Below are 24,425 nucleotides of genomic sequence, written 5' to 3' on the forward strand. Positions count from 1 at the left end.
GCGTGCCGTAAGGACCATTCGTGACCCACCCACTCGTGTCAGTTGTAATCCCCGCGTACAACAACGACGCTTACATCCGTAAGACTCTAGAGTCCGTGCTCGCGCAGACCTATCCATCGATCGAACTCATCGTTGCCGACCACTCCTCTTCGGACCGCACCCTCGAGGAGGTGTCCCGGTTCACTTCAGACCCTCGCGTAACAGTCTTGACAACCCCCGGCGGCGGTGGAGCGCTACGCAACTGGAACCGCGTCTCGAGTGCGGCTACCGGTAAATACGTGAAGTTGGTATGCGGCGATGATCTGCTGCGAAGCGATATCGTGGCCAGACAGGTTGAAGGTCTTGAAGCGAACCCCTCAGCCAGCCTGGCAGCATCCCAACGAAGCATCGTCGATGCAAACGACAAGGCCATCGTAAGGGCTCGCGGCCTTGCCGGATTGCATGGCCTCGTCCCTGGCAAAGAAGCGGTGCGGCGGACTGTTAGAGCCGGAGCGAACATCTTTGGCGAACCTGCATGCGTCATGATTCGTCGTTCTGCGTTAGAAGAGGTCGGATATTGGGACTCCCGGTACCCGTATCTCATCGATGAAGCAACATACGTGCGAGTTCTCCTTACCGGCGACCTGTTCGCGCTGGCGGAGCCAATGGCGTCGTTCCGCGTGTCCCATACACAATGGAGTGTCCGTCTAGTGAAGGAACAAGCGGAGCAGGCTTCTGCTTTCCATAAGTGGCTCGGTAAGGAGCATCCCGAGGTAGTCAGCCCGGGCGACGTTCGGCGAGGGAACGCCCAGGCTCGCAGGACAGCACAACTGCGCCGCCTTGCGTACACGCTCCTGAAACGCCGGATGGGGGCAGCCCAGGGCCCCGGCCCGCAAAAGGCAGGAGTTGCGCGATGAGTGAGAGCGAGACAGTCTCAACCCAGCTTCCAGCCGATCACTCGATCTCAATCGTGGTCCCTGTTTACCAAGGCGAAAGAACCCTCGCTGGTCTGATGGATGAAATCAAGCCACTAACTTCGCCGCAGATTACGACCGGTGGACACTCCTGGGTCGTCGGTGAGGTACTCCTCGTAAACGACAACGGCCCGGACAACTCAGCGGCGGTGATGCGCATGTTGAGCAAAGACTTCTCTTTTGTTCGACCTGTATGGCTGTCGCGAAATTTCGGCCAGCATGCGGCGACGCTCGCTGGAATGGCTTCCGCCGGCGGCGACTGGGTCGTAACGCTCGACGAGGACGGACAGCACGATCCGTCCGACATCGGCGCGCTCCTCGACGCTGCGATGGAGCGGCAGTCCCCGGTCGTCTATGCGAAAGCGCTTAATGAAGCGCCTCACGGGTTCCTACGCAACTCCGCATCGAAAACAGCCAAGTGGATGCTCGCTAAGGTATCGGGTACAACGAACGCTAGCGAGTACAGCAGTTTCAGACTCGTCCTCGGGAACATCGCGCGCAGCGTCGCCGCCTACGCCGGATCAGGCGTCTATCTAGATGTCGCTCTGGGCTGGGTGTCCAACCGGATCGCGACTGCTCCGGTCACCCTCCGTGAAGAGGGAGACCGCCGGTCCGGATATTCCCCTCGAAGACTATTCGGACACTTCCTCCGCATGGTGCTCACCAGTGGAACACGGGCACTTCGGGCTGTGGCGATTCTCGGATTCATCATCGGAATCATCGGAATCATCTTTGCAATAGTTGTGCTCATCGAGCGCGTCGTAGGAGACATAGCCATCGCAGGGTGGGCGTCGACCGTCGTGATCGTGCTCCTAAGCTCGGGCGCAATCCTCTTCTCATTAGGCGTCGTGGCCGAGTACATCGGCATAAATGTCAATATGGCGATGGGGAAGCCCCCATACCTCATCACCACGGATCCTGACAACGGACCTCTCGGTCGACCGCCCCGCGTAACTCATGGCCGTTGACGCGCTGATCATCGGATCCCGCGGACTTCTCGGCTCGGCCATCGTTCGCGCAGGGGAGGCCCGTGACGATTGGAGCGTCCGTAGCACCCCGCCTCTGCCCTGGCAGGATCCGCATCTCGTTGGGGAGCAAGTCGCCGCTGCGGTCGAAGCGTTGGTCGTTTCGGCCTCACGCGCGGGTTCAAATTGGGCGGTGGTTTGGGCAGCAGGCGCTGCCGTCACGTCATCATCAAAGGAAGACCTTAATGCTGAACTAGACACATTCTCCCGTTGTGTGAAAGCCATCCGCGCGGCTGCATCGACTCGTGGGACCTTCTTCTATGCATCATCGGCGGGAGGCGCATACGCGGGGTCCTCAGGTCCACCGTTCGACGAGACGACGCTGCCTGCGCCCTTATCGCCTTACGGAGAATTGAAGCTCGCGGCGGAGGCCATCGCCACTAACGAACTGACACCCCACGGTATCAACGTCTGCATCGGGCGGATAGCCAATTTGTATGGTCCTGGACAACGACTAGACAAAATGCAAGGTCTGATATCTCACCTTGCCGTCGCCCAGTTCTCGCCGAGGCCGGCTACGATCTACGTTTCACTGGACACAATCCGCGACTACATTTATGTAGACGACTGCGCGTCTCTGATTGCGGACCTGATCGAAGAAGTCAGCGACAGTTCGGGAGACGCGGGCGAGGGCGTCTCAGTCACAAAAGTGCTCGCGTCCGGGCGGGGCGTTACCATCGGTGAACTCATAGGCGAAATTGGCCTCATTAGCAAGCGCCGTCCGAACGTGATGATCGGCTTCTCCCGGGCCGCCGAATACCAGGCGAGGGATCTACGCTTGCGGTCTCGCGTGTTGCCACACCTGGATGCTCGCTCTTTGACTTCGCTCCCGGCTGGAATCGCAGCGACTATGCGCGACATCATGTTCAGGATTCAAGAACCCCCGCCGCTTGACCGCCAAGAACCGACCCCGCCGCTACTTAAAGGCCAGTGACCGCGTCCAGCAATTGACGCAAGTAGATTCCGTAGCCGCTCTTGACGAGTGGTTCCGCGAGCGTCCTCAGCTGGGATGTGTCAATCCAGCCATTCCGCCACGCGATCTCTTCGATGCAGCCGATCTTCGTGCCCTGGCGATGTTCAATAACCCGAACGTAATCGGAAGCCTGCATCATGGACTCGAACGTGCCGGTGTCGAGCCAGGCGGTGCCCCGGTCGAGCACCTGAACCTTGAGCTTGCCTGCCTGCAGATAGCGCTCGTTCACCGTCGAGATCTCAAGTTCGCCTCGGGCACTCGGCTCAATCGTCTTCGCTATCTCGACAACATTGTTGTCATAGAAGTAGAGGCCGGGCACGGCGTAGTTGCTCTTCGGGCGCTCCGGCTTCTCTTCGATGGATAGTGCCCTGAAGTCGTCGTCGAATTCCACGACGCCGTAGGCCCTGGGGTTGCTCACGTGGTACGCGAAAATCCTCGCGCCTTCGTCGCCCGTCACGTGGCGAAGGGCTGTGCCCAGCCCTGTGCCGTGGAAGATATTGTCGCCGAGCACCAGGGCGACCGCCTCCTCACCGATGAATTCCTCGCCGATGATGAAGGCCTGCGCGAGTCCGTCGGGCGAGGGCTGTACTGCGTATTCCAGCCGGATGCCTAGCGCCGAGCCGTCGCCGAGGAGGGCCTTGAACTGCTCATTGTATTCGGGCGTCGTGATGATCAGAATCTCGCGGATTCCCGCCATCATGAGCGTTGACAACGGGTAGTAGACCATGGGCTTGTCGTAGATCGGCATGAGCTGCTTGGAGATGCCCTTGGTGATTGGCCAGAGGCGAGTACCCGACCCGCCCGCCAGAATAATGCCGCGCATGCTAATTCGCTCCGTTCAGCGAGGCGTAGAAGGCCTTCGCTTCGGCATAGTCTGGAAGCAGACCTCTGTCGCGAGCGGCGAAGAGCGTTGGTGCGTCCGTGTCCTTGGGCGACAGCAGTAGCTCGTGGGATACCAGCGGAAAATCGAGTGCAATTTCAGGGTCGAGCGGGTTGATCTCGTGCTCGCGATCTGGGGTGTACACGTCGGACACCAAATAGGTCACGATCGCATCATCGGCGAGTGCAACGAAGCAATGTCCAAGGCCCTCGGCGATGTATACGGCTCGACGATCAACATCGTCGAGTAACACAGCATCTGACTGTCCAAATGTCGGGGATCCGACTCTGATGTCAATCGTGAAGTCAAGGACCGCGCCTCGTAGGCAGGTCACATATTTGGCTTGTCCTACCGGGATGTCAGCGAAATGGACTCCTCGTACCGAACCCTTTCGCGAGACAGACGTATTCCCTTGTCGTAGGTTCAGCGGGTGGCCGACCACGTCCTCGAGGCGGTCGAATCTGTACCACTCGAGGAACACGCCGCGGTCATCTCGGTGCTGCACGGGTGTGATCTCGTAGGCATCGGGTACGGACAACTCGCGGATCTGCACCGGGTGAGTCTACCAATGACGAGACTGGCGGACCCTGCACCTCCCGCGTTGCAGCCGTCTCCAGCCAGAGAAGCTGAAGCAGCTCAGAATGCCCGTTCGCTAGACTGTCTCGGCCTCCCACCCGTCGTCCGCGGGTCCTCTCTCGAGTAAGAAAGCATCCGCACCGCATGAAGATCCTCGTCACCGGCGGCGCCGGTTTCATCGGCTCGAACTTCGTTCACTATCTGATCGACAACACCGATCACGACGTGACGGTGCTCGACAAGCTCACCTACGCCGGCAACCTTGCGTCCCTGGCTTCTCTGCCCGACGACCGATTCACGTTCGTCAAGGGCGACATCGCCGACGCGGAGTTGGTCGACCGCCTGTTGGCGGAGCACGACGCGGTCGTTCACTATGCGGCCGAGAGTCACAACGACAACTCCCTGGCCGATCCCGAGCCCTTCGTGCACACGAACCTCGTCGGAACATTTACGCTGCTCGAGGCCGCTCGCAAGCACGGCATCCGGTACCACCACATCTCCACGGACGAGGTCTATGGCGACCTCGAGCTCGACGACCCGGCGCGCTTCACCGAATCGACGCCGTACAACCCCTCGAGCCCGTACTCCTCGACAAAGGCCGGCAGTGATCTTCTGGTGCGCGCATGGATGCGGTCGTTCGGCGTTCAGGCCACCATCTCGAACTGCTCGAACAACTACGGTCCGTACCAGCACGTCGAGAAGTTCATCCCCCGGCAAATCACGAATGTGCTCCGCGGTGAGCGACCGAAGCTCTACGGCACGGGCGAGAACGTGCGGGATTGGATCCACGCCGATGACCATTCCTCTGCAGTCCTCACCATCCTCGAGAAGGGCCGAATCGGCGACACCTATCTGATCGGTGCAGACGGCGAGAAGAACAACAAGCAGGTCGTCGAACTCATCCTGACCGAGCTTGGCCAGCCCGCAGATGCCTACGACTTGGTCAACGACCGCCCGGGACATGATCTCCGCTACGCCATCGACTCCACGAAGCTCCGCAGTGAACTGGGTTGGACGCCCAAGTACGGCGACTTCGCCGCCGGCCTCGCCGCGACCATCCAGTGGTACAAGGACAACGAGGACTGGTGGGCGCCGCAAAAGCAGGCGACGGAAGACCGCTACAAGGCGCAGGGGCAGTAGCGGGTGCGCTATCTCGTCACGGGCGCGTCCGGCATGCTGGGCCACGACCTACAGCAGGCACTCCTCGGCCGAGAGGTGACGGCCTTGTCCCGTTCCGAACTGGATGTCACCGACCGGAGCGCGGTCTTCGACGCCGTAGCTGGTCACGATGTCGTCTTCAACGCCTCCGCATACACGAAGGTGGATGACGCGGAAACGCATGAGGACGCGGCCTTCGCCGTCAACGCGGTCGGCACCGAGAACCTCGCCATCGCAGCACACGAGACCGGTGCACGGCTCGTCACTATTTCCACGGACTACGTGTTCAAAGGCGACGCGACAACGCCCTACCCCGAAAACGCTCCCCGCGATCCGCTGAACGCTTACGGACGCACGAAGGCCGCGGGCGAAGAACGTGCGCTAACGGCCTATCCAGACGGGACCTACATCGTGCGCACGGCGTGGTTGTATGGCGCGCACGGCCCGAACTTCGCACGAACGATGCTGCGCCTGGCCGCCTCGCACGACACGGTGAGCGTCGTCGACGACCAGCGCGGCCAGCCCACCTGGACCGCCGACCTCGCCGAGCAGTTGGTGCGGCTCGTAGACATGGACGCGCCAGCGGGCATCTACCACGGCACCGCGAGTGGCGAGACGACCTGGTTCGGTTTCGCGCAGGCCGTATTCGAACAGGCCGGCCTCGATCCCGAGCGGGTCAAGGCCACGACGAGTGCAGACTTCTCGCGGCCCGCCGCTCGACCCGCCTATTCCGTGCTTGGTCATGACGCCTGGGGCGCAGCCGGCATTCCCGTGATGCGAGACTGGCGAGAGGCGCTGGCCGATGCGTTCGACCGAAAGGCATTCGATGACAACGCTGAGGGTGATCGTTGACGATGTGCTCACTGATGTGCCGGACGGCATCTCCCGTTACAGCCTCGAACTGACACGACAGCTGATCGCAACGGCGCCGCGCGGCTGTGTCGTCGAGGGCGTGACGGCCGCGAGAAGCGAAACGGATCGTCGGCTGCTTCAGCAGTTACTGCCCGGCCTCGTCGGCGTGCACGCGTTGCCTGTCGGCTCCCGTGAGCTCGCCCTGGCATGGCAAATGGGCGTGAAGCTGCCCATGGGGGGCGGCCTCATCCACGCACCGAGCCTGCTCGCACCGTTGTTCAAGCATGATTCTTCGGACTCCGTCGACCAGACCACGGTCACCGTGCACGACGTATCCGCTTGGACAGCCCCTGAGGCCGTCGGCGTCGTCGAGGCAGCATGGCAGAAGGCGATGGTCAAGCGCGCGCGCAAGTTCGCGGATGCAGTGGTTGTTCCGACCCACGCGGTCGCGCAACAACTCGGCGAGGTGGCAAAGCTGGGAGACCGCATCCGTGTCATCGGCGGTGCGCCTGCCGACACGCTCCGCGTGCCTGAAGATGCGGACGCCCGTGCTGAAACCCTGCACTTACCCGAGCGATACATCGCAACGGTGTCGAGCCTCGATCCTCGCAAGGGCCTGCGGGCACTGATCGCGGCCATGGCCCGACCGTGCCTGCAAGGGATGCCGCTCGTCATCGTCGGCCCCGAGGAGCACCACGGCGAACACGTGTCGACCGTTGCCATGGAGTCGGGGCTCCCAGAAGGACGCGTGCGCACGCTAGGAAGCCTGGGAGACGCCGACCTCGCCGTCGTGCTCAGCCGCGCGGCAGTGTTCGTGTATCCAAATCTCTCGTCGGGGTTCGGGCTCCCCGTCATCGAGGCCATGCGCTTCGGCACGCCAGTCGTCCACTCCGACGATCCCGCCGTCGCGGAGGTCGCTTTCGGCGCGGGAGTCACCGTGCCGCGCGAAGACGCGGACGGCTATCCCTCAAGGCTTGCCGAAGCGGTCGCCGCCGTCCTGGTGGACGAGGAGTTGCGGGAGCGCTTGCGATTCGCAGGGATGGACCGCGCTGCCGCCTTCAGCTGGCGAGCCTCAGCGGAATCCGTGTGGCAACTGCACGCTGAGCTATGACCTGCCCCTCCGCCGGCGGATGTCCTCCGGCTCTTCATCCCGAATCGGATGGCTAGACTGCGATGTCGGCCAGCCAAGCATCCAGCCGCACGTGAAGTGCTCGACCGTTCAGGACCATGCCCTCCATCACCTACCAGCCCCGCCTCGTCGCCTTCGACCTCGACGACACGCTTGCGGCATCGAAATCGCCGCTGCAGCCCGCCATGGCCGAACGCCTTATCGCTCTGCTCGACGCGGTGCCGGTGTGCATCATCTCGGGCGGACAGTTCGGGCAGTTCTCGAAGCAGGTCGTGGAGAAGCTGAAGGATGCCTCCCCGGCGGCACTCGGGCGTCTGCACCTCATGCCCACCTGCGGCACCCAGTATTACCGCTTCGTCGAAGAGACGTGGACCAAGGTCTACTCGCAAGATCTGAGCGCCGACGAGAAGTCCCGAGCCCTGGCCGCTGTCGAGTCACAAGCTCGGCGGTTGGGGTATTGGGAGGAGAAGACCTGGGGGCCCATTCTGGAGGATCGGGGTTCTCAGATCACGTTCTCCGCATTGGGTCAGTCAGCGCCCGTCGGGGTGAAGACAGCATGGGATCCCACGGGCGAGAAGAAGAACTCGTTGCGCGCCGCAGTGCAAGAGCTGCTGCCAGACCTCGAAGTGCGCTCGGGCGGGTCGACCTCGGTGGACATCACCCGGCAGGGCATCGACAAGGCATACGGCATGGGCAGGCTTTCTGAACTGACGGGGATCCGGCTCACCGACATGCTCTTCATCGGCGACCGCCTCGACCCGGATGGCAACGACTACCCCGTGCTCGCACTCGGAGTTCCCACGCTGGCGGTGCGCGGGCCCGACCACACGGTCGAGGTGCTCGACGAGTTGATCCCTCGGCTGTCGGTGACGGCCGGCTGACCCGCTCGCGGCCCGACGACCACGCAGACCGGTCCAACGACGCCGCCTGCGATCCGGGCGCTTACCCGGTTCGCGGGCGGCGACTCAGGTTGCGGGTTCGACCAGTCCCGCGTCGTAGGCGAGGATGACCGCCTGCACGCGGTCACGCACGCCTAGCTTCGTGAAAACGCGGCTGACGTGCGTCTTGACCGTCTGCTCCCCTATGAACAGGTCCTTCGCGATCTCCGAATTCGAACGCCCGCGACCGACGAGTACGAGGATCTCCCGCTCCCGCTCGGTTAAGCCGACAAGCTCTTGCACTCGACGCGGAGCCGGTGGGCGCTGTGAGGCGAACCGCTCGAGCAGCCGCCTGGTCACGCTGGGCGCGAGGAGCGCATCACCTGCTGCCACCACACGCACGGCCTGCACGAGTTCGTCGGGCAGGGCGTCCTTGAGCAGAAAGCCGCTCGCCCCTGCGGCGAGCGCGTCGTACACGTAGTCGTCGGCGTCGAATGTGGTGAGCACGAGCACGCGGGGCACATACGGCTCGCCCCGGCTCGGGTTCACGAGCTCCCTCGTCGCCTCAATTCCGTTCACGTTCGGCATGCGCACATCCATGAGCACCACGTCCGGTCGCAGACTCCTCGCCAACGCAATCGCCTCGGCACCGTCAGCGCCCTGCCCGATGACTCGAATGCCGTCTTGCGCGTCCAAGATCGCCGAGAATCCGGCACGAACCATCGCCTGATCATCGACGACAAGCACCGTGACGGTCACGCTGCATCCTCTCTCTGGCGAAGCGGGATGGCGGCACGAACCACGAAGCCGCCGTCATCCGTGGGTAGTGCCTGCAGAGTGCCACCGTGCAGCTCGACCCGCTCGCGCATCCCGCGGATGCCCTGCCCGCCGGCATCCGTTGCGCCTGCTGCGGCCGCGCGGACGGCTGGTGCGGAGTTTCGCACCTCCACGTTGAGGTTCCTGCCGGTGTGCTCGAGTGTCACGAGAGTGTCGGCCCCTGTTGCGTGTCTGGCGACGTTGCTCAGCGCCTCCTGAACAACGCGGTAGACGGTCAGCGACACCACAGGATCCAGGGCGAACACGACCTCTTGAGAAAGACCGTTGCTCAATTCGACTCGTGAGCCGGCGCGGGATGCAGAGCGGATCAGTTGCGGAACATCCGATGCCGTCGGTTGCGGTACCACCTCCCCCGGCGCGTCCTCGTTGCGCAGCACCCTGAGAAGAGCACGCATCTCGCCCATCGATTCGCGGGCAAGCGAGGCGATGCTGTCGAACTCCTCTACGACGTCCACCGGCAGAGACGGCAAGCGGTACTTGGCCGAGGATGCCTGCACCTGGATGGCGCTCATCCCGTGCGCCACGACGTCGTGCAGCTCCCTCGCCAGCCGGGTGCGCTCTTCCGCTTCTTGCCTCCGCGCGAGCTCGGCGGCGGACACGGCGCGTTCTCGCCGCAGCTGGGCACGTGCGGCGTTCCACCTGCCCACGAGCAGTCCGACAAGCCAGGCGATTGCGGAGACCGATGCGAACACGATGAGGTCGGCCGTGGCGGCACCCTGTACCGGCTCCGGCACCGGGCTCGTGAAGGCGATGATCGTCGCACCGAGCACGCCGACGAGCACGGCCGTGAGTCCCGTGAGCCACTGGGTTCGCGTGACGAGGAGAACGACCGTGACGTGGGCGATCATCGAGGTAACCATGACCGGCCATGGTCCGCCGGGTGGCGTAACGAGCGCGAAGCCGAAAACTCCGAGCACACTCAGCGCCGCGGCGATCGGCGGATTCAGCAGGCCGAGAACCATCGCCGCGGCCTGAATGCCCGCCAGGAGCAGCGCAATGGCGACCGGCACCCCGAATGCGGATGATGACAGCGATGAGCTGACCGTGAGCACCGCTGCTGCGCCGAGCACCACCAGCGTCCAGAGCACAATCGAGGCAGGCGCGCGCTGAGCGGCGCCGGTGAGAAGAGGCGTTCGCTCCCCCTCGCCTGCCGCGCTCGCGTCCGGATCCGTCATTCCGCTCCGATGCTTTCCGCTTCGCGCTGGTCAGGCTCAGCCTCTGCGCGGGTCGACTGTGCAGTACGAGACCGTGACGGCCGTCGCGTGATGAGCCGGATCAACAGGTCGACCAGCACCCCTGATGCCAGCCCTCCAACGATTCCGACGAGCATACCGAGCAGTGCGTTTCCGTGAAGCAGGTGTCCGGCCAGCAAACCGATCGCAACCGAATACACCGCCCAACTGATGCCTGCTACGACGGAGAGAAGGAAGAACTTGCGTCGAGGGAATCCGGAGGCGCCGGCGACGAGGTTGACGGCCACGCGGCCGACGGGCACATAGCGAGCCGTCATGAGGAAGAGCGCTGGCCGCTTCGCAATGCCGCGACCCGCTGCCTGGAGGGCGGAGCGCATGCGAGCACGGCGCATCCAGCCGAACCGTTCAAGTCCAACAGTGCGCCCGATGGCGAAAGTCAGGTTGTCGCCGGCAATAGCCCCGATGGCTGCGCAAGCGATGACCAGCGCGATATTGGGCTGTCCCACAGATACGGCCGCGGCGGCCGCTCCAATGACAACAGATTCGCTGGGCACCGGCGGGAAGAATGCGTCGATGAGCACGGCCAGCACGATCACGATCGGTACCCAGGGCGTAGAGACGGCGGCAGCGATGAACGCGTTGATGGCGTCGATGATGGTCCCCTCTCGACTACCGCCAAGACGACGGCATGAGACCAGCATTCGGCACTCGAGTGTCTGCCGCGTCACCCTGTGGTAGCCGATTGCCCCTACCGCGGGGTGATTTCGAGATAGAACTCCTACGGCTTCGGCGTCGCCGTCGGCGGGGCGACGGCCTTCTGCACCATCGAGTGGATCTGGTCGAAGTTCGGGTTCGACGGATCGACGGTCGGTGGCACGAGCTCGAGGTTCTGCACCGGAAGGGTCCGGGTCTTCATCCCGAGGTCAGCGAAGTATCCGAGCATCGATTGCGGTATGTCGGTCTTCACCACTTGCTGGCCGGCCTTGGCGATGTCCTGGAACTTTGTCGCGACGGTAACCGGCGTGAACTGCTTGAGGATGGCATCCTCAAGTTCACGCTGGCGTGCCATGCGGTCGTAATCACTCGTGGATTCCCGGGACCGTGCGTACCACTGGGCGGTGTATCCGTTCATATGCTGCACGCCGGGATAGATCCAGCCCGTCACCCCGTTGCCTTGGGCATCCCCGCCGATCGGCAGCTTCTCCTTGACGTCGATCGTGACGCCACCCAGAGCGTCGATCAACTGTGAGAAGCCATCCATGTCAATGAGCACGTAGTACTGGATCTTCAGCCCCGTCACGCCCTGCAGAGCGTCGCGCATCGCTTCAATTCCAGGCTGACTGTTCTGCTTGGTGGCGTTCGGGTACAGCTTCGACTTGTAGAGCTCGACCTCCGTGTAGATCGAGTTGAGCTGGCAGACATCCACGTCGCAGTTGTCGTTGTAGCCATAGCCGTCGGGGTACAACTTCTGCATGGGCGAACCGTCGCTGAACGGCACCGGGTCCAGATCACGTGGCACACCGATCGAGACGGCCTGCCCGGTGTTCGCGTCGATGCTGAGCACCGACATGCTGTCCGGCCGCATACCGTCGCGGCCGGGTCCTGCGTCGCCGCCGAGAAGCATGATGTTGTAGCGGCCATTGACCGGCGGCTCGGACGCCGCCGCGGAGAAGATGCCGGAGAGCGCGCCACGCGCCGTACCGGCGAGCACCGCCCCGTACGCGGCAGTGCCGGAAACGACGACGAGCAGCAGCACGGCGAAGGCCGCGATTCCCGCCCGCGCGGACGGACGCGCTTTCACCAGTCGCACCAGACGCACGGTGTCCAGCGTCAGCACGACCCAGAGAATGGCATAGAGCGCGAGCAGGATCTGCAGCACCCAGAGCGCGAGCGTCTGCGTGAAGAACCCGACGACAGCGGTGGGCTTGACGAGGTAGACGATGAAGACCGTGATCGCCGAAAGCCACAGGATGAACGTGGTGATCAGGCCGAAGCGTCCGAGCTTGCGGTTGCCGGCAAGCACTTGAGCGCTCCCAGGCATGAGGAAGTTGAGCGCGACGAGCCACCAGCCCCTGCGCGTCATCACGTCGCGGGAGCCGGAATTCGGGTACCGGATCGGGTTGGCGATGGTCATAGCGATGAGAGAAGGTCCGCGTTCTTCTGTTCGACGAGGTCGATGAGGCTGGCAGCGTAGTCGGCGAGACTGGCAGCAAGCGCGTCGTCGCTCGTGGCGAGGATGCGAGCGGCCAGGATGCCGGCATTCTTCGCGCCACCGATCGCGACGGTGGCGACCGGGATACCGGCGGGCATCTGCACGATCGACAGCAGAGAGTCAAGACCGTCCAGTTTCGCGAGCGGAACGGGCACTCCGACGACGGGCAGGGTCGTGACGGAGGCCAACATTCCCGGCAGCGCGGCCGCACCACCTGCTCCCGCGACGATCACCTTGATTCCCCGCGAGGCAGCGTTCTTTCCGAACGCGATCATCTTCTCCGGGGTGCGATGAGCCGAGACGACCTCGGCCTCGTAAGGCACGCCGAACTGCGCGAGGGCCTCCCCCGCCGCCTGCATGGTGGCCCAGTCGGAATCGGACCCCATGACGATCGACACAAGCGGGGGCTCGGTGGAGTTCACGCTGGGCATGAAAACCAGGCTAGGTCTCAGTCCTGGAAGAACGCCGCTGCGCCACGCGCCTGGTACGCGACCTCGTCGATATCGTCGCCACAGACTGTGACGTGCCCGACCTTGCGGCCAGGACGCGACTCTTTGTCGTAGCTATGGAACTTCGCCGTCGGATGCTCGCGCATGGCCTCCGCATAGCGGTCGGGCATGGTCGCCTCCTCGGGTCCGCCGAGCACGTTGATCATCATGGACCAGGGCTGGAGCGTTCCCGTCGCCCCGAGCGGCAGATCAAGCACAGCGCGCAGGTGCTGCTCGAACTGGCTGGTCGTGGAACCGTCGATGGTCCAGTGGCCACTATTGTGCGGGCGCATCGCAAGCTCGTTCACCAGTACGCGGCCATCACGTGTCTCGAACAACTCAACCGCGAGCATGCCTGTGACGCCGAGGCCCTCGGCGATGCGGACGGCGATGTCTTCGCTGAGCTCTGCGATGTTGCCCGCCGACCCGCGCGCGGGCGCGACGACCTCGGCGCAGATCCCGTCACGCTGCACCGTCTCGACGACGGGCCAGGCAACGATTTCGCCCGAGGCTCGGCGCGCCACCTGTTGCGCGAGTTCCCTACGGAAGTCCACGAGTTCTTCGACGAGCAGGGAACCGCCATTGCCGTCCTCGGCGAGCGCCGTGAACCAGTCGTCAACGTCAGTCGGGGCCGCAACAACCCGTACACCCTTGCCGTCATATCCGCCACGAGCGGTCTTCACCACGGCCTGGCCGCCATGGCCGTTCAGGAAGTCATTCAGCTGCTCGGGATTCTCCACAGCAGCCCAGTCCGGCACGGGAAGCCCGAGCTCGGACAGCTTCTGACGCATCAGCAGCTTGTCCTGTGCGTACTGCAACGCGTCCGGCCCAGGATGCACCGGCATTCCGGTCTCCTCCAACGCACGAAGCACAGACTGCGGCACGTGCTCGTGGTCGAAGGTAATGACGTCGACGGTCTTCGCGAACGCGAGCACCGTCTCGAGGTCTCGGTAGTCACCGACAGCCGATGCTGCAATAGCTGCGGACATGCCTTCCGCTTCCGCGAGCACCCGGATGCCCACACCCAACTCGAGTGCCGCCGGAATCATCATCCGTGCGAGCTGTCCTCCACCGATCACGCCGACTGTCTTGGCCACTCTGAAAGCCTATCCGGCGGTGCCCTCGGTGCTCGTGGCCGGAAACATAGCTCTCCGTTCACCGGCAGGTCAGTCTGTACAGGTATTCACAGTGAGCGGGCAAGTACTAGGCCGCTCACAAGTGGCACGGATACGCTCACGTGCGTCCGTTCGGAGTCCAGACCGGCGGTCAGAAGAATCGGTCCAGGGGGTGTCGACCATGACTCGAACTGAAGACATCGCAGCGTCGTCAAGCGTCGCGCGCGGTCTCCGTTCCCGCTGGATCCCTCAACTCGTTCAACTGCTCAAATTCGGCGCTGTCGGCGGTGTGGGCGTTGTGGTCAACTTCGCGGTCTTCAACGGGCTGTGGCTCACGATCTTCAACCCGGTGACGATGCCGCACGGTCCACTTCTTGCGACCGTCGTCGCGACCCTGGTCGCCATCGTCGTGAATTGGCTAGGGAACAGGTACTGGGCGTTTGCTGCGGAGCGGCAAGGCAACACCGCTCGCGAAGGGCTCGAGTTCTTCGTGGCGAGCCTCATCGGCATGTGCGTTCCACTGATCTGCATCGCTGTGTCCCGGTACGCGCTGGGGTTCCACTCGCTGCTTGCCGACAACATTTCGAGCAACGTAGTCGGGCTCGTGCTCGGCACCGGCGTGCGCTACGTGCTGTACAAGTTTTGGGTCTATTCCCCGCGTCGAGCGGCGCGGCCCAGCAAAGACAGCCGCAGGCACAACGACACTGGTGAAAGCACCGGACAGACCGATCACTCTGGGCGCCTAATTGCGGGCCGGATCGACAGCGCTTCCACGGACTGACCACCGCGGCACCCCGCTCAGAGTGGCCGGTTTCCCTGTTCTGTCAGGACGGACCCCGTATTCCAACCCGATGGGTAGAGCCGCTGGCTGTTCTCCATGAGGTCATGCAACGCCTCCGTGACGACTTCCGCGCGAGGTACATCCCGTAACCGCGCGACGGTCTTCTCATCCATCGCTCCGATCACGATGGTCCCGCTCCGGAACATGCCCTGCAGCCACGATGTGCGCAGGGTGATGGTGTAGCCACGGCTGTGCAACAGCTCTCGGCGTTCACGGACGAAGAGACCCCGCCGAATGATAAGTCGGCGAGTAGTTACGGTGTAGCGAGTCGTGAGCCAGGAGCCGAGCGGGAGGAGGAACAGGAATATGGCGAGAAGCAACGCCGCAATCCAGATTGCGAGGCTGATCCAACCGCCATACGCCGAGCCGAAGTACGACGCCGCTCCGCAGATGGCAATCAGGGCAACCGAGGGCCAGAACAGCTGACGGGCATGCTGGCGCAGGCGTGCCACCACACGCTCCGCGGGCGGCACTCCGTACCCGTCAGTGAGCGCCATACGCCCATTAATAGCGCAGGTGGGTGACATCTCCCGCTGAGACTGCCGTGCGCCGCCCATCCGATTCGACTACAAGGCGCCCGCTTTCGTCGAGCCCCGTCGCTAGGCCGACGAGGTCTTTCGCCCCGGGAAGCTGCACGCGCACGATCCGCCCGATCGTGGAGCACGCGTCGGCCACTGCCATTTGTATGCCCGATGCGTCAGCGTCACCTCTGCAGGCGGCAAAGCTCGTGTAGAGCGTGCGGAACTCACGCAAATAAGTGGCGAGGATCCAGTCGGGGTCCGTCCCTGCACCGACGATCGACATCGATGTTGCCGTCGGCACAGGCAGTTGGTCTTCAGACATGGCCAGGTTCACACCGGAGCCGATCACCACCGCTTCGGCCCCGACCACCTCCGCGAGGATGCCGCACACCTTCTTCTCGTTGATGAGAACGTCGTTCGGCCATTTCAGCTCGGTTGTTGCGCCCATCGACGCCAAGGAACGGGTCATAGCTAAGCCGGCAATGAGGGGCAGCCAACCAAGCCTCGAAAAAGGCGCGATACCTGCCGCGTGTGGGTACAACAGCACCGAAGCTGCGAGCATCGTTCCCGACGGTGCGGCCCAAGAGCGACCGAGCCTACCCCGCCCAGCAGTCTGGGAATCGGTGGCAACGACGGTGAACTCCGGAAGAATTTGCGGGCCCATACCGTCAACTAGACCGGAAAGGTGATCGTTGGTCGACCCGGTCTCCGGAAGAATGTACAACCTCGGGACTGTCGCCGATGTGTTAGGTAATCGCAAACCTGGTCCTCGCCACTGTGTGTCTCCACGATACGACGAGATGGACGCATATTCTTGACCAGTTGGTCATGGTCTAGGGGGAAGAACCAGATGCGAATGAAACTCTGGACGTCAGCTATGGCCTTGTCCCTTGCTGCCTGCGCCCTCAGCTCCGCCCCTTTTGACGCCGCAGCCACGGCAGCCACGGCTCGAACAACGATCTCAGCCGGCGCTGCCACCGACCGTTCTATGGAGAGTCAGGAAGGTTCGACGAAAAACGGCGCACGACAGGGGGCGGATGATCAGAGTGGGAATCCGCCACTTGCCCAGATGAATATCGCGGGTGATCACACCATGGGATCCACGATCACGGAGAGCGGTGAGAGGCTCCTTGCCCCCGAAAGCGAGACGCCGGGCGTTACAACACCGATCGACTATCATGCTCAACTCAAAATCGCTCCTGCAGCATACGTGGCCTCCGCGTCGCAACCATCCTCAGGCGCGCTCGGGTTCGACGTGAGTGCTTACCAAGTCTTGAACATTTCGGACTGGCAGCGCGCTTGGGCTAACGGCGCTCGATTTGCGTACATCAAGGCAACCGAAAGTACGGATTACGCCAGCAGCCAGTTCACCGAACAATACAATGACTCATACGCCGTCGGCATGATTCGTGGCGCATACCATTTCGCTACCCCAAATACTTCCTCCGGAGCAGCCCAAGCGAATTTTTTCGTGAGCCACGGAGGATCCTGGAGTGCGGATGGAAGAACTCTGCCACCCCTTATCGACCTCGAATACGACTATGCACCGAATTCTGACGCGTGTTGGGGACTGGGCCAGGCGGCAATGGTGTCCTGGATCGCCGACTTCTCGTCGACTGTGATCGCTCGCACCGGACGTGCGCCCGCTATTTACACGACCACCGACTGGTGGAATCGTTGCACCGGGAATACCGGAGTTTTCAGCTCCAATCCCCTCTTCATAGCCCGTTGGCCAAGCGATATCTCCTCCGGCGCCGGGACGCTACCGGCCGGCTGGTCGTCGTGGTCCCTCTGGCAATACGCCGATTCAGGCGTGTTCCCAGGGGACCAGGACGTATTCAATGGCAATCTCAACGACCTCATTTCCTTTAGCGCTCCAGGGGCGCAAGGTGGGTACTTCGTACGGACCTCATCAAATCCCAACCTCTACCTGCTCGCCGGCAGCCAAAAGTACTTCGTCCCCTCGATGGACATCGTGAACAACCTCGCGCCTCTCCAACCCGTGCGCTTGGTCAGCCAAGCGACCCTAGACGCCATCCCCACCTCGCCAAATCCCGCCTCGCTTCTGGTGCGAGATTCGAGCAGTGGGGACATATCCCTGATGCAAGGGGGCGTTCGACACCATTTCCCGAGCTGCGAATTGGTAGCCGCTTTTGGTTACTCGTGCAACAGCCCTACAAACCTCACGCCGCTCCAATATGCGCTACTCACTGCCGGCGCGGACATGACTCCGTTTTACCTTCTTTCTGGCTCCTCTGTGGTGAGTTACATCAGTGGCGGAAACAGCTACCCCGTTTACGAATGGCGTGACGCGATTGCGATGAACGGTGGAACGCCGCCATTCGTTGCAACCATGGGGTCGGATGCGGCCAGCCACCTTTTGGCAAGCCATGCCGTTGTAGCACCCCTTTCTCTGGTCAAAAGTGATTCCTCAGCCAACATCTATATGATCGATGGTCTTTCGAGGGCTTACTATGTGTCTTCATTTTCGGTTGCTGCCGAATACGGCGCGAATAGCTATCGCGTGATTCCACAGACGCTTCTTGGGTCTTACACCCTGGTAAGCACAAGCATCACTATCGCGCCACAATGTTCGTCTCAGCAGTACCTCGTGTCGCAGGGAAGCCTCTACACCTGGAACGCGTCGAACGGTGCGGGCGGATTGACGCCCATTGGCCTCGACCCTCTAACCTGTTCTCTACTTCCAGGAAATGGGAGTATCAGCGGCACTCTTTTCATCAAGTCGACCAGCGGGGTGAGCGTCTTCTTTGTGTCGGCGGGTCACCGAACATACTTGCCAACGTGGGATGCACTGCTTCAGCAGAACGGTGGCAAGGTTCCCACAATTGTCCCGTTAAACGATGGAACCGTTTCCTCGATTCCGCCTACCGCTCTCGCATTTCAGTCGGGGCAAGTGGTGCGAACAGTGGCGGACCCTAACGTGTATCTGATAGACGGGAACGTTCGCCGTCTCGTCACATCGTTAGCGACCGTCAGCCAGATTGGCCTCCCGCAATGGACCTACGTCGACGATGTCCTGTTGAACGACTATCCGATAGCCACTGGATCGCTGACGCGGGTCGTGACGTGCGCCACGAACACCTACTTCGGAGTCAACGGAACTCTTCAACCTTTGACGTCTTCTAGTGTCACTGGCATTCCCGCCACCGTCCTGACGTCAAACACGTGCGCGAACCTGAAGCCCGCCGATACGACCCCCTTGACCCAAGTGTTCGCAATGGAGTCTTCGAGCCCCACGATCTACCTGATCACCTCCGGCCAGAAGCGGCCCGTATCGACATGGGATCGACTATTGCAGCTGAACGGGGGCAAGCAACCATCATATTTCGTGACTGACCAGGGAGGCTTGGCCGATATCCCCACTGGGCCCTCGGCCTGAGCCCGCTCCAGTTCAGCGAACTAGCGCCCGGGGTCGTTTTTTGTGCCCTTCCGTCAACGAAGGCGGCCGAAGGCCTGCTTGTAAAGTGAACGGGTGACCGACATCTCCACCCCCGACGCCACCGGTGCCGCCGAGGCGCAGACCGACGCCCCTCTCGACACGACGACCGCCGGCCGGATCGCCGATCTAAAGGTCCGCTATCACGAGGCGGTAACGGCGAGCGGGCAAGCGGCCGTCGAGAAGCAGCACGCCAAGGGCAAGCTGACGGCTCGGGAACGCATCGATCTACTGCTCGACCCCGGCTCGTTCGTCGAATTCGACGAGTTCGTGCGTCACCGTACGCACGCGTTCGGCATGGAGAACAAGCGCCCGTACGGCGACTCGGTGGTGACGGGCATCGGCACCATCCACGGGCGCAATGTCGCGGTGTTCAGCCAGGACTTCACCATCTTCGGCGGATCGCTCGGCGAGGTTGCGGGCGAAAAGATCATCAAGGTCATGGACCACGCCCTAAAGACTGGGGTGCCGATGATCGGCATCCTCGACTCGGGCGGGGCTCGCATCCAAGAGGGTGTTGTCGCGCTCGGCAAATACGGTGAGATCTTCCGGCGCAACACGCAGGCATCCGGTGTCATCCCGCAGATCTCGATCGTCATGGGACCGGCCGCCGGTGGCGCCGTCTACTCCCCCGCACTCACCGACTTCGTCATCATGGTCGACAAGTCGAGCCACATGTTCGTCACCGGCCCCGACGTGATCAAGACCGTGACCGGCGAAGACGTCGGGTTCGAAGAACTCGGCGGCGCGCTCACGCACAACAAGATCTCGGGCGTCAGCCACTACCTGGCATCGGACGAACAGGATGCCCTCGAGTTCGGGCGGGCGCTCATCAGCTTCCTGCCTGACAACAACCTCACCGACCCGCCGGTCTACGAGGCCGAGCCTGAGCTGGAGATCACGGATGCCGACCGCCGGCTCAACGAGGTCATCCCCGACTCCCCGAACCAGCCGTACGACGTGACCACGATCATCGAGCACATCGTCGACGACGGCGAGTTCCTCGAGATCCAGCCCCTGTTCGCGCCCAACATCGTGATCGGCTTCGCTCGCGTCGAGGGGCACTCGGTGGGCATCATCGCCAACCAGCCGAACGCCATGGCGGGAACGCTCAACATCGATGCCGGCGAGAAGGCCGCTCGATTCGTGCGCTTCTGCGACGCGTTCTCGATCCCGATCCTCACGCTCGTCGATGTGCCCGGATACCTGCCAGGCACCGATCAGGAGTGGACCGGCGTCATCCGCCGCGGTGCGAAGCTCCTCTACGCATACGCGGAGGCCACGGTGCCACTCGTGACGGTCATCACGCGCAAGGCCTACGGCGGCGCTTACATCGTGATGGGGTCGAAGCAGCTAGGCGCCGACATCAACCTGGCCTGGCCGACCGCGGAGATCGCGGTGATGGGCGGGCAAGGTGCGGTGAACATCCTCTATCGCAGCGAGATCAAGCGTGCGGAGGAATCCGGCGAGGATGTCGCCGCCGTGCGCACCAAGCTCGCCAACGAATACCTGTACAACGTCGCCTCGCCGTTCCTGGCGGCCGAACGCGGAGAACTCGACGGCGTCATCGAGCCGGCAGCAACGCGCGTGTCTGTGATCAAGTCCCTTCGCGCGCTCCGCTCCAAGCGGGCAACGCAGCCGCCCAAGAAGCACGGGAACATCCCGCTGTGATCGCACCGCACACCACGCTCGCCGAGCGCGCGAGCGGGCACTGAGGGGAGGCATCCATGGCGAAGCACAGGCCGGTGCCCGAGGTGGACGCCTCGCAGATCGAGTTCCATACCAAGGGGCTTTCGGAGGAAGACATAGCTGCGGTCACCGCAGTGCTGACGGCGGCACTGCGTGAACAGGCCGCACAACGTGGTCCCGCGACGGATGCCGGCCCCTCGGCATGGCAGCGCAGCCAGCGACACCTGCGCACGCCACTCGTGCGCGGACCCGGCGCGTGGAGAAGCTGGAATGGGAGCCGTTGAGCGCGTTTGTACCCCGAAATCCGGGGCGGAAACCGCGTGATCGCGCGGGTGCGGGGAAATTGTCCCCCGGATGTCCCCCTAAATGACGACTTTCGCTCTTGCGTGATCCCGACCATTATTGATGTTGCTAGGTGTCTCTCTTCTGAGATTCACCGCCATTCATTCGCCGACTAGGGTAAGCGGGCGAGTGTTTTGGGGGCGAGTCGGGGCGATATTCGGGTTATCGCCCCGACTCGGGGCTTCCAAGGGGCGCCGGTCCAAGACCGGCGCCCCTTGATGCATCTCCGGGCCGTTCCCTTGACGCATTTCGGGGTGGAGCAGGCGAGCTGAGCCCGGTCAGCGCCTACACCGTCGAACGGGCTTCAGCCGCTCGCGGGATCTCCAGCCAGAGCTCCACCTCGTCGTCGGCACCCTCGGACTCCGCGGCCGCGGTGTCGACGGCATCCCTTGGGCCGACCGAGCCGTCCCCCGACCGCAGCCCCACGACGGTCACGGCGACCGGAGAAGCGCTCTCGACCGTTCGCACGACGAGCTTGTCCGCGCGCGAGTCGTGCAGCGCTTCGGCCAGGCGGGCGTGGATGCGGTCGCGATTCGGTTCGTCGAGGCCGTCAAGACCGCCATCGTCCAGCAGTACGACCGTCGCACCGCGGCGCCGGGCGGCGAGCACCTGGTCGCGCACGACGTCGTCGAGCAGAGCGCGCCCGCGGATCTCGTCGCGCATCCCCGCCTCTAGCAGCAGGCACTCGGCCCGCTCCTCTTCCGTCAGAACGCCGCCGCTGTCGGCGATGCGCGTGAGCATGGGCGCCGCCCTCCGGTACGTCTCCTCGAGCCGCCGCTGGCGCTCCACGACGTGCGCCTCCTGTTCGGCATGCCACTCCACGACCTGACGCTCCGCGCGGGCAAAGCGCGAGGCATCCCGGGTCATGGCGCCGAGGGCACGCGTGACGACCGCGGCCGCGGCCACCCACACCACGCTGCCGACCACGCCAAGGGCTCCGAGGGCGACCACGCCCGCGACCACGAGCGTGTGGACCACGAGAAACGCGATGCCGATCCACGCGAACACGTTGCGCCTTCGCACCATGACGATGGTCAACAATGTGCCGATGGCCGCCACGTACCAGGTGGCGTAGCCGTTCTCGCGGGTGAGGTCGAGTTGACCGGCCACGAGCACGGGCACGGCCACGCACACCGCGAGGTCGAATGCGGCGATCCAAGCGGGCAGCACCATGCGGCCGGCGTTGAGCAGCGACAGCGCGGTCGCCACCGCATAGAGGCAGATGGCGACGATCACGGGCGCCGGATGCCGGTACTCGGCCATGGACGCCACGCCGAGCACGACGTGGTACGCAGAGAACAGGGCGGCGAGCGTGACCAGCAGGCCGCGTGAAACGGCTATCACTCGCTCGCCTCCTCTTCGGCAGCCGGATGCCATTCCAGCCGCACCGTCGTACCATCCCCTGGCGTGGAGTCGATGGATGCCTCTCCCCCCGCGAGCGCGACGCGCTCCTTGATCGAGACCTCCAGTCCGAGCCGCTCGGGAGCTATCGACCGCATGTCGAACCCCTTGCCGTCGTCCGAGATGACGACGAGCACGCCGCCCTCCGTCGTGGCCTCGACCTGCACGCTGCGCCGGACGAGGAGGCCTCCGGCGTGTTGCGCGCTGTTCACCATCGCCTGCATGGTGGCCGAATACAGCGCCTCCGCTACATGGGCCGGGATCATTGCGTCCCCCGACCCGCGCGGGACGATCGAGAACGGAACCGTGAACGACCGGGCAGCCGAGACGATGCGGTCGCGCAAGCTGCTCGTCGCCGTCAGCTCGTTCGGGTGGTCGGGGGCGGCGAACTGGGCGGACGTGTCGAGGTGACCGAGGGCATCCTTCGCCATCGAGGCCGAGATGGCCATCGCCTCCGGCGTTCGTGCGCTCGCGGCGGAGATCAGGGTGGTGAGCACGCTGTCGTGCACGATGGCATCCACCTCGACGCGCTCCGCCTCAAGGGCGTGAGCGCGCACTGCCACCTCGTACCGCTCCAGGGCGGCGGCCTGTCGGGCGTCCACCTGGCTCGCAGCCTGACGCAGCATGGTCATGATCGCCAGCAGGATCGACGCGAAGATCGCGGCGTACAGTCCGTCGAGCACCGACGTCTCGACCGCGCTGGGTCCTGCGGTCACCGCGAGCACGACCGCGTACAGCAGCGGCGCCACGATCGTGTAGACGGCGGCGAGAACGAACGGCATGGCCAGGGCAGCGCACGCGGTCGAGACGGTGAGCAGGTACCAGAGCCACGGGCGCGCGCCCTCGAAGTGTGCGGCATCCGCCATGCCCTGCTCCCACAGGGCCAGCCCGAGCAGGTAGCCGATGCAGAAGGTGATGGCCGCGGCACGCACCGTGCGGCCGACGAGGGCCGCGACGCCGAGCCACGCGAGTGAAGCGAAGAGCACGACGGCGACGGCCACCGTGTATGCCGGATGCACGTGCCTGGCCTGCATTATGACGACGGGGATGACCTGCAGCCCGAAGACCCAGCTGAAACCGGCTATTGCCCGCGCGGCCAGGCGCTCGATGCGGGCCCTGCTCAGCGGGTTGGCGTTCGCCGCCGATGGAACGGGGGCTGCCGCAACGTCAGCGAGAGGCATCCGCTCCCCCGGACCCTCCGGGGGCGTCGGGGGCGAGCCCCGGCAGGATGCCGTCTTCCACTGCACGGCGCAGCAGGTCGACCTTCGTGGGTGCTGGGCGCCCTACCTCGACGTACTTCGTGCGCACGCGATCGAGGTGCTCTCGCGCCGTCGAGTGTGCGATACCGAGCTGCTCGGCCACGGCCTTCAGGGGCAGCCCGGAGGCGTAGAGGTGGAGCACGTCGCGCTCGCGTCTGCCAAGCTGAGCCTTCGCGAACTCGCTGTCGGCGTCGATGGCGCTCGCCCACTCGAGATTGTTCAGCACCTCACCGGCGGCGACCGATTTGATCGCGGCGATCACCGTCGTCGTTGGAGCGGACTTCGGGATGACACCTGCGGCCCCAGCCGCCAGCGCCTCCCGCACACCGGCCACCTGATCGGCGATGCTGTGCACCAGCACACCCGCGCCGGTGGCCTGCACCCGCTTCACGTTCTCGGTGATGCTGGACCCGTCGCCGAGCGACAGGTCGAGCACGATCACGTCGCACCCGTCGTCGGGCAGGGCTTCGAGCACCACCGTGACCGTCGGGCCTGTGGCGACCACGTCGTACCCGGCGTCGCGGCAAGCAGCCTGCAGGCCCAGACGCACGGACTCGTGGTCGTCGACGATCCCCACGCGCACCATGGCACTCATGCTAGCGGCGTGGAGCACCCATTCCACGACTCTCGTCTAGGTTTTCTCGCT

At 63.8% G+C, this 24,425-nt stretch carries 24 protein-coding genes; 11 read left to right on the forward strand and 13 right to left on the reverse strand.

Annotated elements, in window-relative coordinates; translation table 11 throughout:
- Positions 1 to 35 precede the first annotated feature (35 nt).
- From ACO2Q7_RS16395 to ACO2Q7_RS16405, 3 genes are read left to right on the forward strand one after another with little or no spacing between them, the layout of a single operon-like run.
- Positions 36 to 896 (forward strand): glycosyltransferase family 2 protein, encoded by an 861-nt coding sequence (locus tag ACO2Q7_RS16395; RefSeq protein ID WP_423356923.1) that lies wholly within the window; start codon positions 36 to 38, stop codon positions 894 to 896.
- Entirely contained in the window at positions 893 to 1,921 is a 1,029-nt protein-coding gene (locus tag ACO2Q7_RS16400) for a glycosyltransferase (protein ID WP_423356782.1), read from the forward strand. Before ACO2Q7_RS16395 ends, ACO2Q7_RS16400 begins: the two co-directional genes overlap by 4 nt.
- A complete protein-coding gene (locus ACO2Q7_RS16405) occupies positions 1,911 to 2,912 on the forward strand; it encodes an NAD-dependent epimerase/dehydratase family protein (RefSeq protein ID WP_423356783.1) in 1,002 nt (333 codons plus the stop codon). The genes ACO2Q7_RS16400 and ACO2Q7_RS16405 overlap by 11 nt, the downstream gene beginning before the upstream one ends.
- Here ACO2Q7_RS16405 and rfbA read toward each other — a convergent pair.
- Together rfbA and ACO2Q7_RS16415 are read right to left on the reverse strand one after the other, a co-directional pair.
- Positions 2,899 to 3,774 (reverse strand): glucose-1-phosphate thymidylyltransferase RfbA, encoded by an 876-nt coding sequence (rfbA, locus tag ACO2Q7_RS16410; protein WP_423356784.1) that lies wholly within the window; start codon positions 3,772 to 3,774, stop codon positions 2,899 to 2,901. The two genes, ACO2Q7_RS16405 and rfbA, sit on opposite strands and share 14 nt — an antisense overlap.
- 1 nt (position 3,775) lies before the next feature.
- Complete coding sequence (locus tag ACO2Q7_RS16415) at positions 3,776 to 4,384, reverse strand: dTDP-4-dehydrorhamnose 3,5-epimerase family protein (RefSeq protein ID WP_423356785.1); 609 nt, start codon at positions 4,382 to 4,384, stop codon at positions 3,776 to 3,778.
- Between the two features lie 167 nt (positions 4,385 to 4,551).
- Here ACO2Q7_RS16415 and rfbB point away from each other — a divergent pair, with 167 nt between their 5' ends.
- The 4 genes from rfbB to ACO2Q7_RS16435 all read left to right on the forward strand — a co-directional run bounded on the left by rfbB (position 4,552) and on the right by ACO2Q7_RS16435 (position 8,427).
- Complete coding sequence (gene rfbB / locus ACO2Q7_RS16420) at positions 4,552 to 5,547, forward strand: dTDP-glucose 4,6-dehydratase (protein WP_423356786.1); 996 nt, start codon at positions 4,552 to 4,554, stop codon at positions 5,545 to 5,547.
- A gap of 3 nt (positions 5,548 to 5,550) precedes the next feature.
- Positions 5,551 to 6,417, forward strand: coding sequence for a dTDP-4-dehydrorhamnose reductase (gene rfbD, locus ACO2Q7_RS16425; RefSeq protein ID WP_423356787.1), 867 nt, complete (start codon positions 5,551 to 5,553; stop codon positions 6,415 to 6,417).
- Positions 6,392 to 7,528, forward strand: a complete 1,137-nt coding sequence (locus ACO2Q7_RS16430) for a glycosyltransferase family 4 protein (RefSeq protein ID WP_423356788.1) — start codon at positions 6,392 to 6,394, stop codon at positions 7,526 to 7,528. Before rfbD ends, ACO2Q7_RS16430 begins: the two co-directional genes overlap by 26 nt.
- Positions 7,529 to 7,644: 116 nt before the next feature.
- Positions 7,645 to 8,427: an HAD-IIB family hydrolase gene (locus ACO2Q7_RS16435; RefSeq protein ID WP_423356789.1), complete on the forward strand. Its 783-nt coding sequence runs from the start codon at positions 7,645 to 7,647 to the stop codon at positions 8,425 to 8,427.
- Between the two features lie 84 nt (positions 8,428 to 8,511).
- Here ACO2Q7_RS16435 and ACO2Q7_RS16440 read toward each other — a convergent pair whose 3' ends face one another.
- The 6 genes from ACO2Q7_RS16440 to ACO2Q7_RS16465 all read right to left on the reverse strand — a co-directional run bounded on the left by ACO2Q7_RS16440 (position 8,512) and on the right by ACO2Q7_RS16465 (position 14,251).
- Positions 8,512 to 9,183 carry a response regulator gene (locus ACO2Q7_RS16440; RefSeq protein WP_423356790.1) on the reverse strand — a complete coding sequence of 224 codons (672 nt, stop codon included), beginning with the start codon at positions 9,181 to 9,183 and terminating at the stop codon, positions 8,512 to 8,514.
- Positions 9,180 to 10,436 carry a sensor histidine kinase gene (locus ACO2Q7_RS16445; protein WP_423356791.1) on the reverse strand — a complete coding sequence of 419 codons (1,257 nt, stop codon included), beginning with the start codon at positions 10,434 to 10,436 and terminating at the stop codon, positions 9,180 to 9,182. The genes ACO2Q7_RS16440 and ACO2Q7_RS16445 overlap by 4 nt, the downstream gene beginning before the upstream one ends.
- Positions 10,433 to 11,155, reverse strand: a complete 723-nt coding sequence (locus tag ACO2Q7_RS16450) for a DedA family protein (protein WP_423356792.1) — start codon at positions 11,153 to 11,155, stop codon at positions 10,433 to 10,435. The genes ACO2Q7_RS16445 and ACO2Q7_RS16450 overlap by 4 nt, the downstream gene beginning before the upstream one ends.
- 77 nt (positions 11,156 to 11,232) lie before the next feature.
- Complete coding sequence (locus ACO2Q7_RS16455; protein WP_423356793.1) at positions 11,233 to 12,588, reverse strand: LCP family protein; 1,356 nt, start codon at positions 12,586 to 12,588, stop codon at positions 11,233 to 11,235.
- A complete protein-coding gene (gene purE, locus ACO2Q7_RS16460) occupies positions 12,585 to 13,097 on the reverse strand; it encodes a 5-(carboxyamino)imidazole ribonucleotide mutase (RefSeq protein ID WP_423356794.1) in 513 nt (170 codons plus the stop codon). Before purE ends, ACO2Q7_RS16455 begins: the two co-directional genes overlap by 4 nt.
- A gap of 17 nt (positions 13,098 to 13,114) precedes the next feature.
- The gene (locus tag ACO2Q7_RS16465) at positions 13,115 to 14,251 is read right to left on the reverse strand and encodes a 5-(carboxyamino)imidazole ribonucleotide synthase (protein WP_423356795.1); all 1,137 of its coding nucleotides are present in this window, start codon (positions 14,249 to 14,251) and stop codon (positions 13,115 to 13,117) included.
- 199 nt (positions 14,252 to 14,450) lie between these two features.
- On the opposite strand from ACO2Q7_RS16465, the gene ACO2Q7_RS16470 reads away from it, so the two are divergent.
- On the forward strand, positions 14,451 to 15,050 hold the full coding sequence (locus ACO2Q7_RS16470; RefSeq protein WP_423356796.1) for a GtrA family protein: 600 nt from the start codon (positions 14,451 to 14,453) through the stop codon (positions 15,048 to 15,050).
- Positions 15,051 to 15,067: 17 nt separating this feature from the next.
- On the opposite strand, the gene ACO2Q7_RS16475 is transcribed toward ACO2Q7_RS16470, so the two are convergent.
- Entirely contained in the window at positions 15,068 to 15,607 is a 540-nt protein-coding gene (locus tag ACO2Q7_RS16475) for a PH domain-containing protein (protein ID WP_423356797.1), read from the reverse strand.
- A gap of 7 nt (positions 15,608 to 15,614) precedes the next feature.
- Positions 15,615 to 16,355, reverse strand: coding sequence for a biotin--[acetyl-CoA-carboxylase] ligase (locus ACO2Q7_RS16480; protein WP_423356798.1), 741 nt, complete (start codon positions 16,353 to 16,355; stop codon positions 15,615 to 15,617).
- 264 nt (positions 16,356 to 16,619) lie between these two features.
- Between ACO2Q7_RS16480 and ACO2Q7_RS16485 the strand changes: the two genes are divergently transcribed.
- The 3 genes from ACO2Q7_RS16485 to ACO2Q7_RS16495 all read left to right on the forward strand — a co-directional run bounded on the left by ACO2Q7_RS16485 (position 16,620) and on the right by ACO2Q7_RS16495 (position 21,061).
- On the forward strand, positions 16,620 to 19,031 hold the full coding sequence (locus ACO2Q7_RS16485; protein WP_423356799.1) for a lysozyme: 2,412 nt from the start codon (positions 16,620 to 16,622) through the stop codon (positions 19,029 to 19,031).
- Positions 19,032 to 19,133: 102 nt separating this feature from the next.
- Positions 19,134 to 20,759 (forward strand): acyl-CoA carboxylase subunit beta, encoded by a 1,626-nt coding sequence (locus ACO2Q7_RS16490; protein ID WP_423356924.1) that lies wholly within the window; start codon positions 19,134 to 19,136, stop codon positions 20,757 to 20,759.
- Between the two features lie 56 nt (positions 20,760 to 20,815).
- Positions 20,816 to 21,061 (forward strand): acyl-CoA carboxylase subunit epsilon, encoded by a 246-nt coding sequence (locus ACO2Q7_RS16495; RefSeq protein WP_423356800.1) that lies wholly within the window; start codon positions 20,816 to 20,818, stop codon positions 21,059 to 21,061.
- A 343-nt stretch (positions 21,062 to 21,404) separates the two neighbouring features.
- On the opposite strand, the gene ACO2Q7_RS16500 is transcribed toward ACO2Q7_RS16495, so the two are convergent.
- From ACO2Q7_RS16500 to ACO2Q7_RS16510, 3 genes are read right to left on the reverse strand one after another with little or no spacing between them, the layout of a single operon-like run.
- The gene (locus tag ACO2Q7_RS16500; protein WP_423356801.1) at positions 21,405 to 22,463 is read right to left on the reverse strand and encodes a hypothetical protein; all 1,059 of its coding nucleotides are present in this window, start codon (positions 22,461 to 22,463) and stop codon (positions 21,405 to 21,407) included.
- A complete protein-coding gene (locus tag ACO2Q7_RS16505) occupies positions 22,460 to 23,701 on the reverse strand; it encodes a sensor histidine kinase (RefSeq protein ID WP_423356802.1) in 1,242 nt (413 codons plus the stop codon). The genes ACO2Q7_RS16500 and ACO2Q7_RS16505 overlap by 4 nt, the downstream gene beginning before the upstream one ends.
- Positions 23,688 to 24,365, reverse strand: coding sequence for a response regulator (locus tag ACO2Q7_RS16510; RefSeq protein WP_423356803.1), 678 nt, complete (start codon positions 24,363 to 24,365; stop codon positions 23,688 to 23,690). The genes ACO2Q7_RS16505 and ACO2Q7_RS16510 overlap by 14 nt, the downstream gene beginning before the upstream one ends.
- Positions 24,366 to 24,425: the final 60 nt, after the last annotated feature.

It is taken from the genome of Rathayibacter sp. KR2-224 (assembly GCF_049446075.1).
GTDB lineage: Bacteria > Actinomycetota > Actinomycetes > Actinomycetales > Microbacteriaceae > Humibacter.

Coding starts and splice junctions, on each gene's coding strand:
- ACO2Q7_RS16400 (WP_423356782.1), top strand. CDS start 893: ATGAGTGAGAGCGAGACAGTCTCAACCCAGCTTCCAGCCGATCACTCG.
- ACO2Q7_RS16405 (WP_423356783.1), top strand. CDS start 1,911: ATGGCCGTTGACGCGCTGATCATCGGATCCCGCGGACTTCTCGGCTCG.
- rfbA (WP_423356784.1), bottom strand. CDS start 3,774: ATGCGCGGCATTATTCTGGCGGGCGGGTCGGGTACTCGCCTCTGGCCA.
- rfbB (WP_423356786.1), top strand. CDS start 4,552: ATGAAGATCCTCGTCACCGGCGGCGCCGGTTTCATCGGCTCGAACTTC.
- ACO2Q7_RS16430 (WP_423356788.1), top strand. CDS start 6,392: ATGACAACGCTGAGGGTGATCGTTGACGATGTGCTCACTGATGTGCCG.
- ACO2Q7_RS16435 (WP_423356789.1), top strand. CDS start 7,645: ATGCCCTCCATCACCTACCAGCCCCGCCTCGTCGCCTTCGACCTCGAC.
- ACO2Q7_RS16445 (WP_423356791.1), bottom strand. CDS start 10,436: ATGACGGATCCGGACGCGAGCGCGGCAGGCGAGGGGGAGCGAACGCCT.
- ACO2Q7_RS16450 (WP_423356792.1), bottom strand. CDS start 11,155: ATGCTGGTCTCATGCCGTCGTCTTGGCGGTAGTCGAGAGGGGACCATC.
- ACO2Q7_RS16455 (WP_423356793.1), bottom strand. CDS start 12,588: ATGACCATCGCCAACCCGATCCGGTACCCGAATTCCGGCTCCCGCGAC.
- purE (WP_423356794.1), bottom strand. CDS start 13,097: ATGCCCAGCGTGAACTCCACCGAGCCCCCGCTTGTGTCGATCGTCATG.
- ACO2Q7_RS16470 (WP_423356796.1), top strand. CDS start 14,451: ATGACTCGAACTGAAGACATCGCAGCGTCGTCAAGCGTCGCGCGCGGT.
- ACO2Q7_RS16475 (WP_423356797.1), bottom strand. CDS start 15,607: ATGGCGCTCACTGACGGGTACGGAGTGCCGCCCGCGGAGCGTGTGGTG.
- ACO2Q7_RS16485 (WP_423356799.1), top strand. CDS start 16,620: ATGGAGAGTCAGGAAGGTTCGACGAAAAACGGCGCACGACAGGGGGCG.
- ACO2Q7_RS16495 (WP_423356800.1), top strand. CDS start 20,816: ATGGCGAAGCACAGGCCGGTGCCCGAGGTGGACGCCTCGCAGATCGAG.
- ACO2Q7_RS16505 (WP_423356802.1), bottom strand. CDS start 23,701: ATGCCTCTCGCTGACGTTGCGGCAGCCCCCGTTCCATCGGCGGCGAAC.
- ACO2Q7_RS16510 (WP_423356803.1), bottom strand. CDS start 24,365: ATGGTGCGCGTGGGGATCGTCGACGACCACGAGTCCGTGCGTCTGGGC.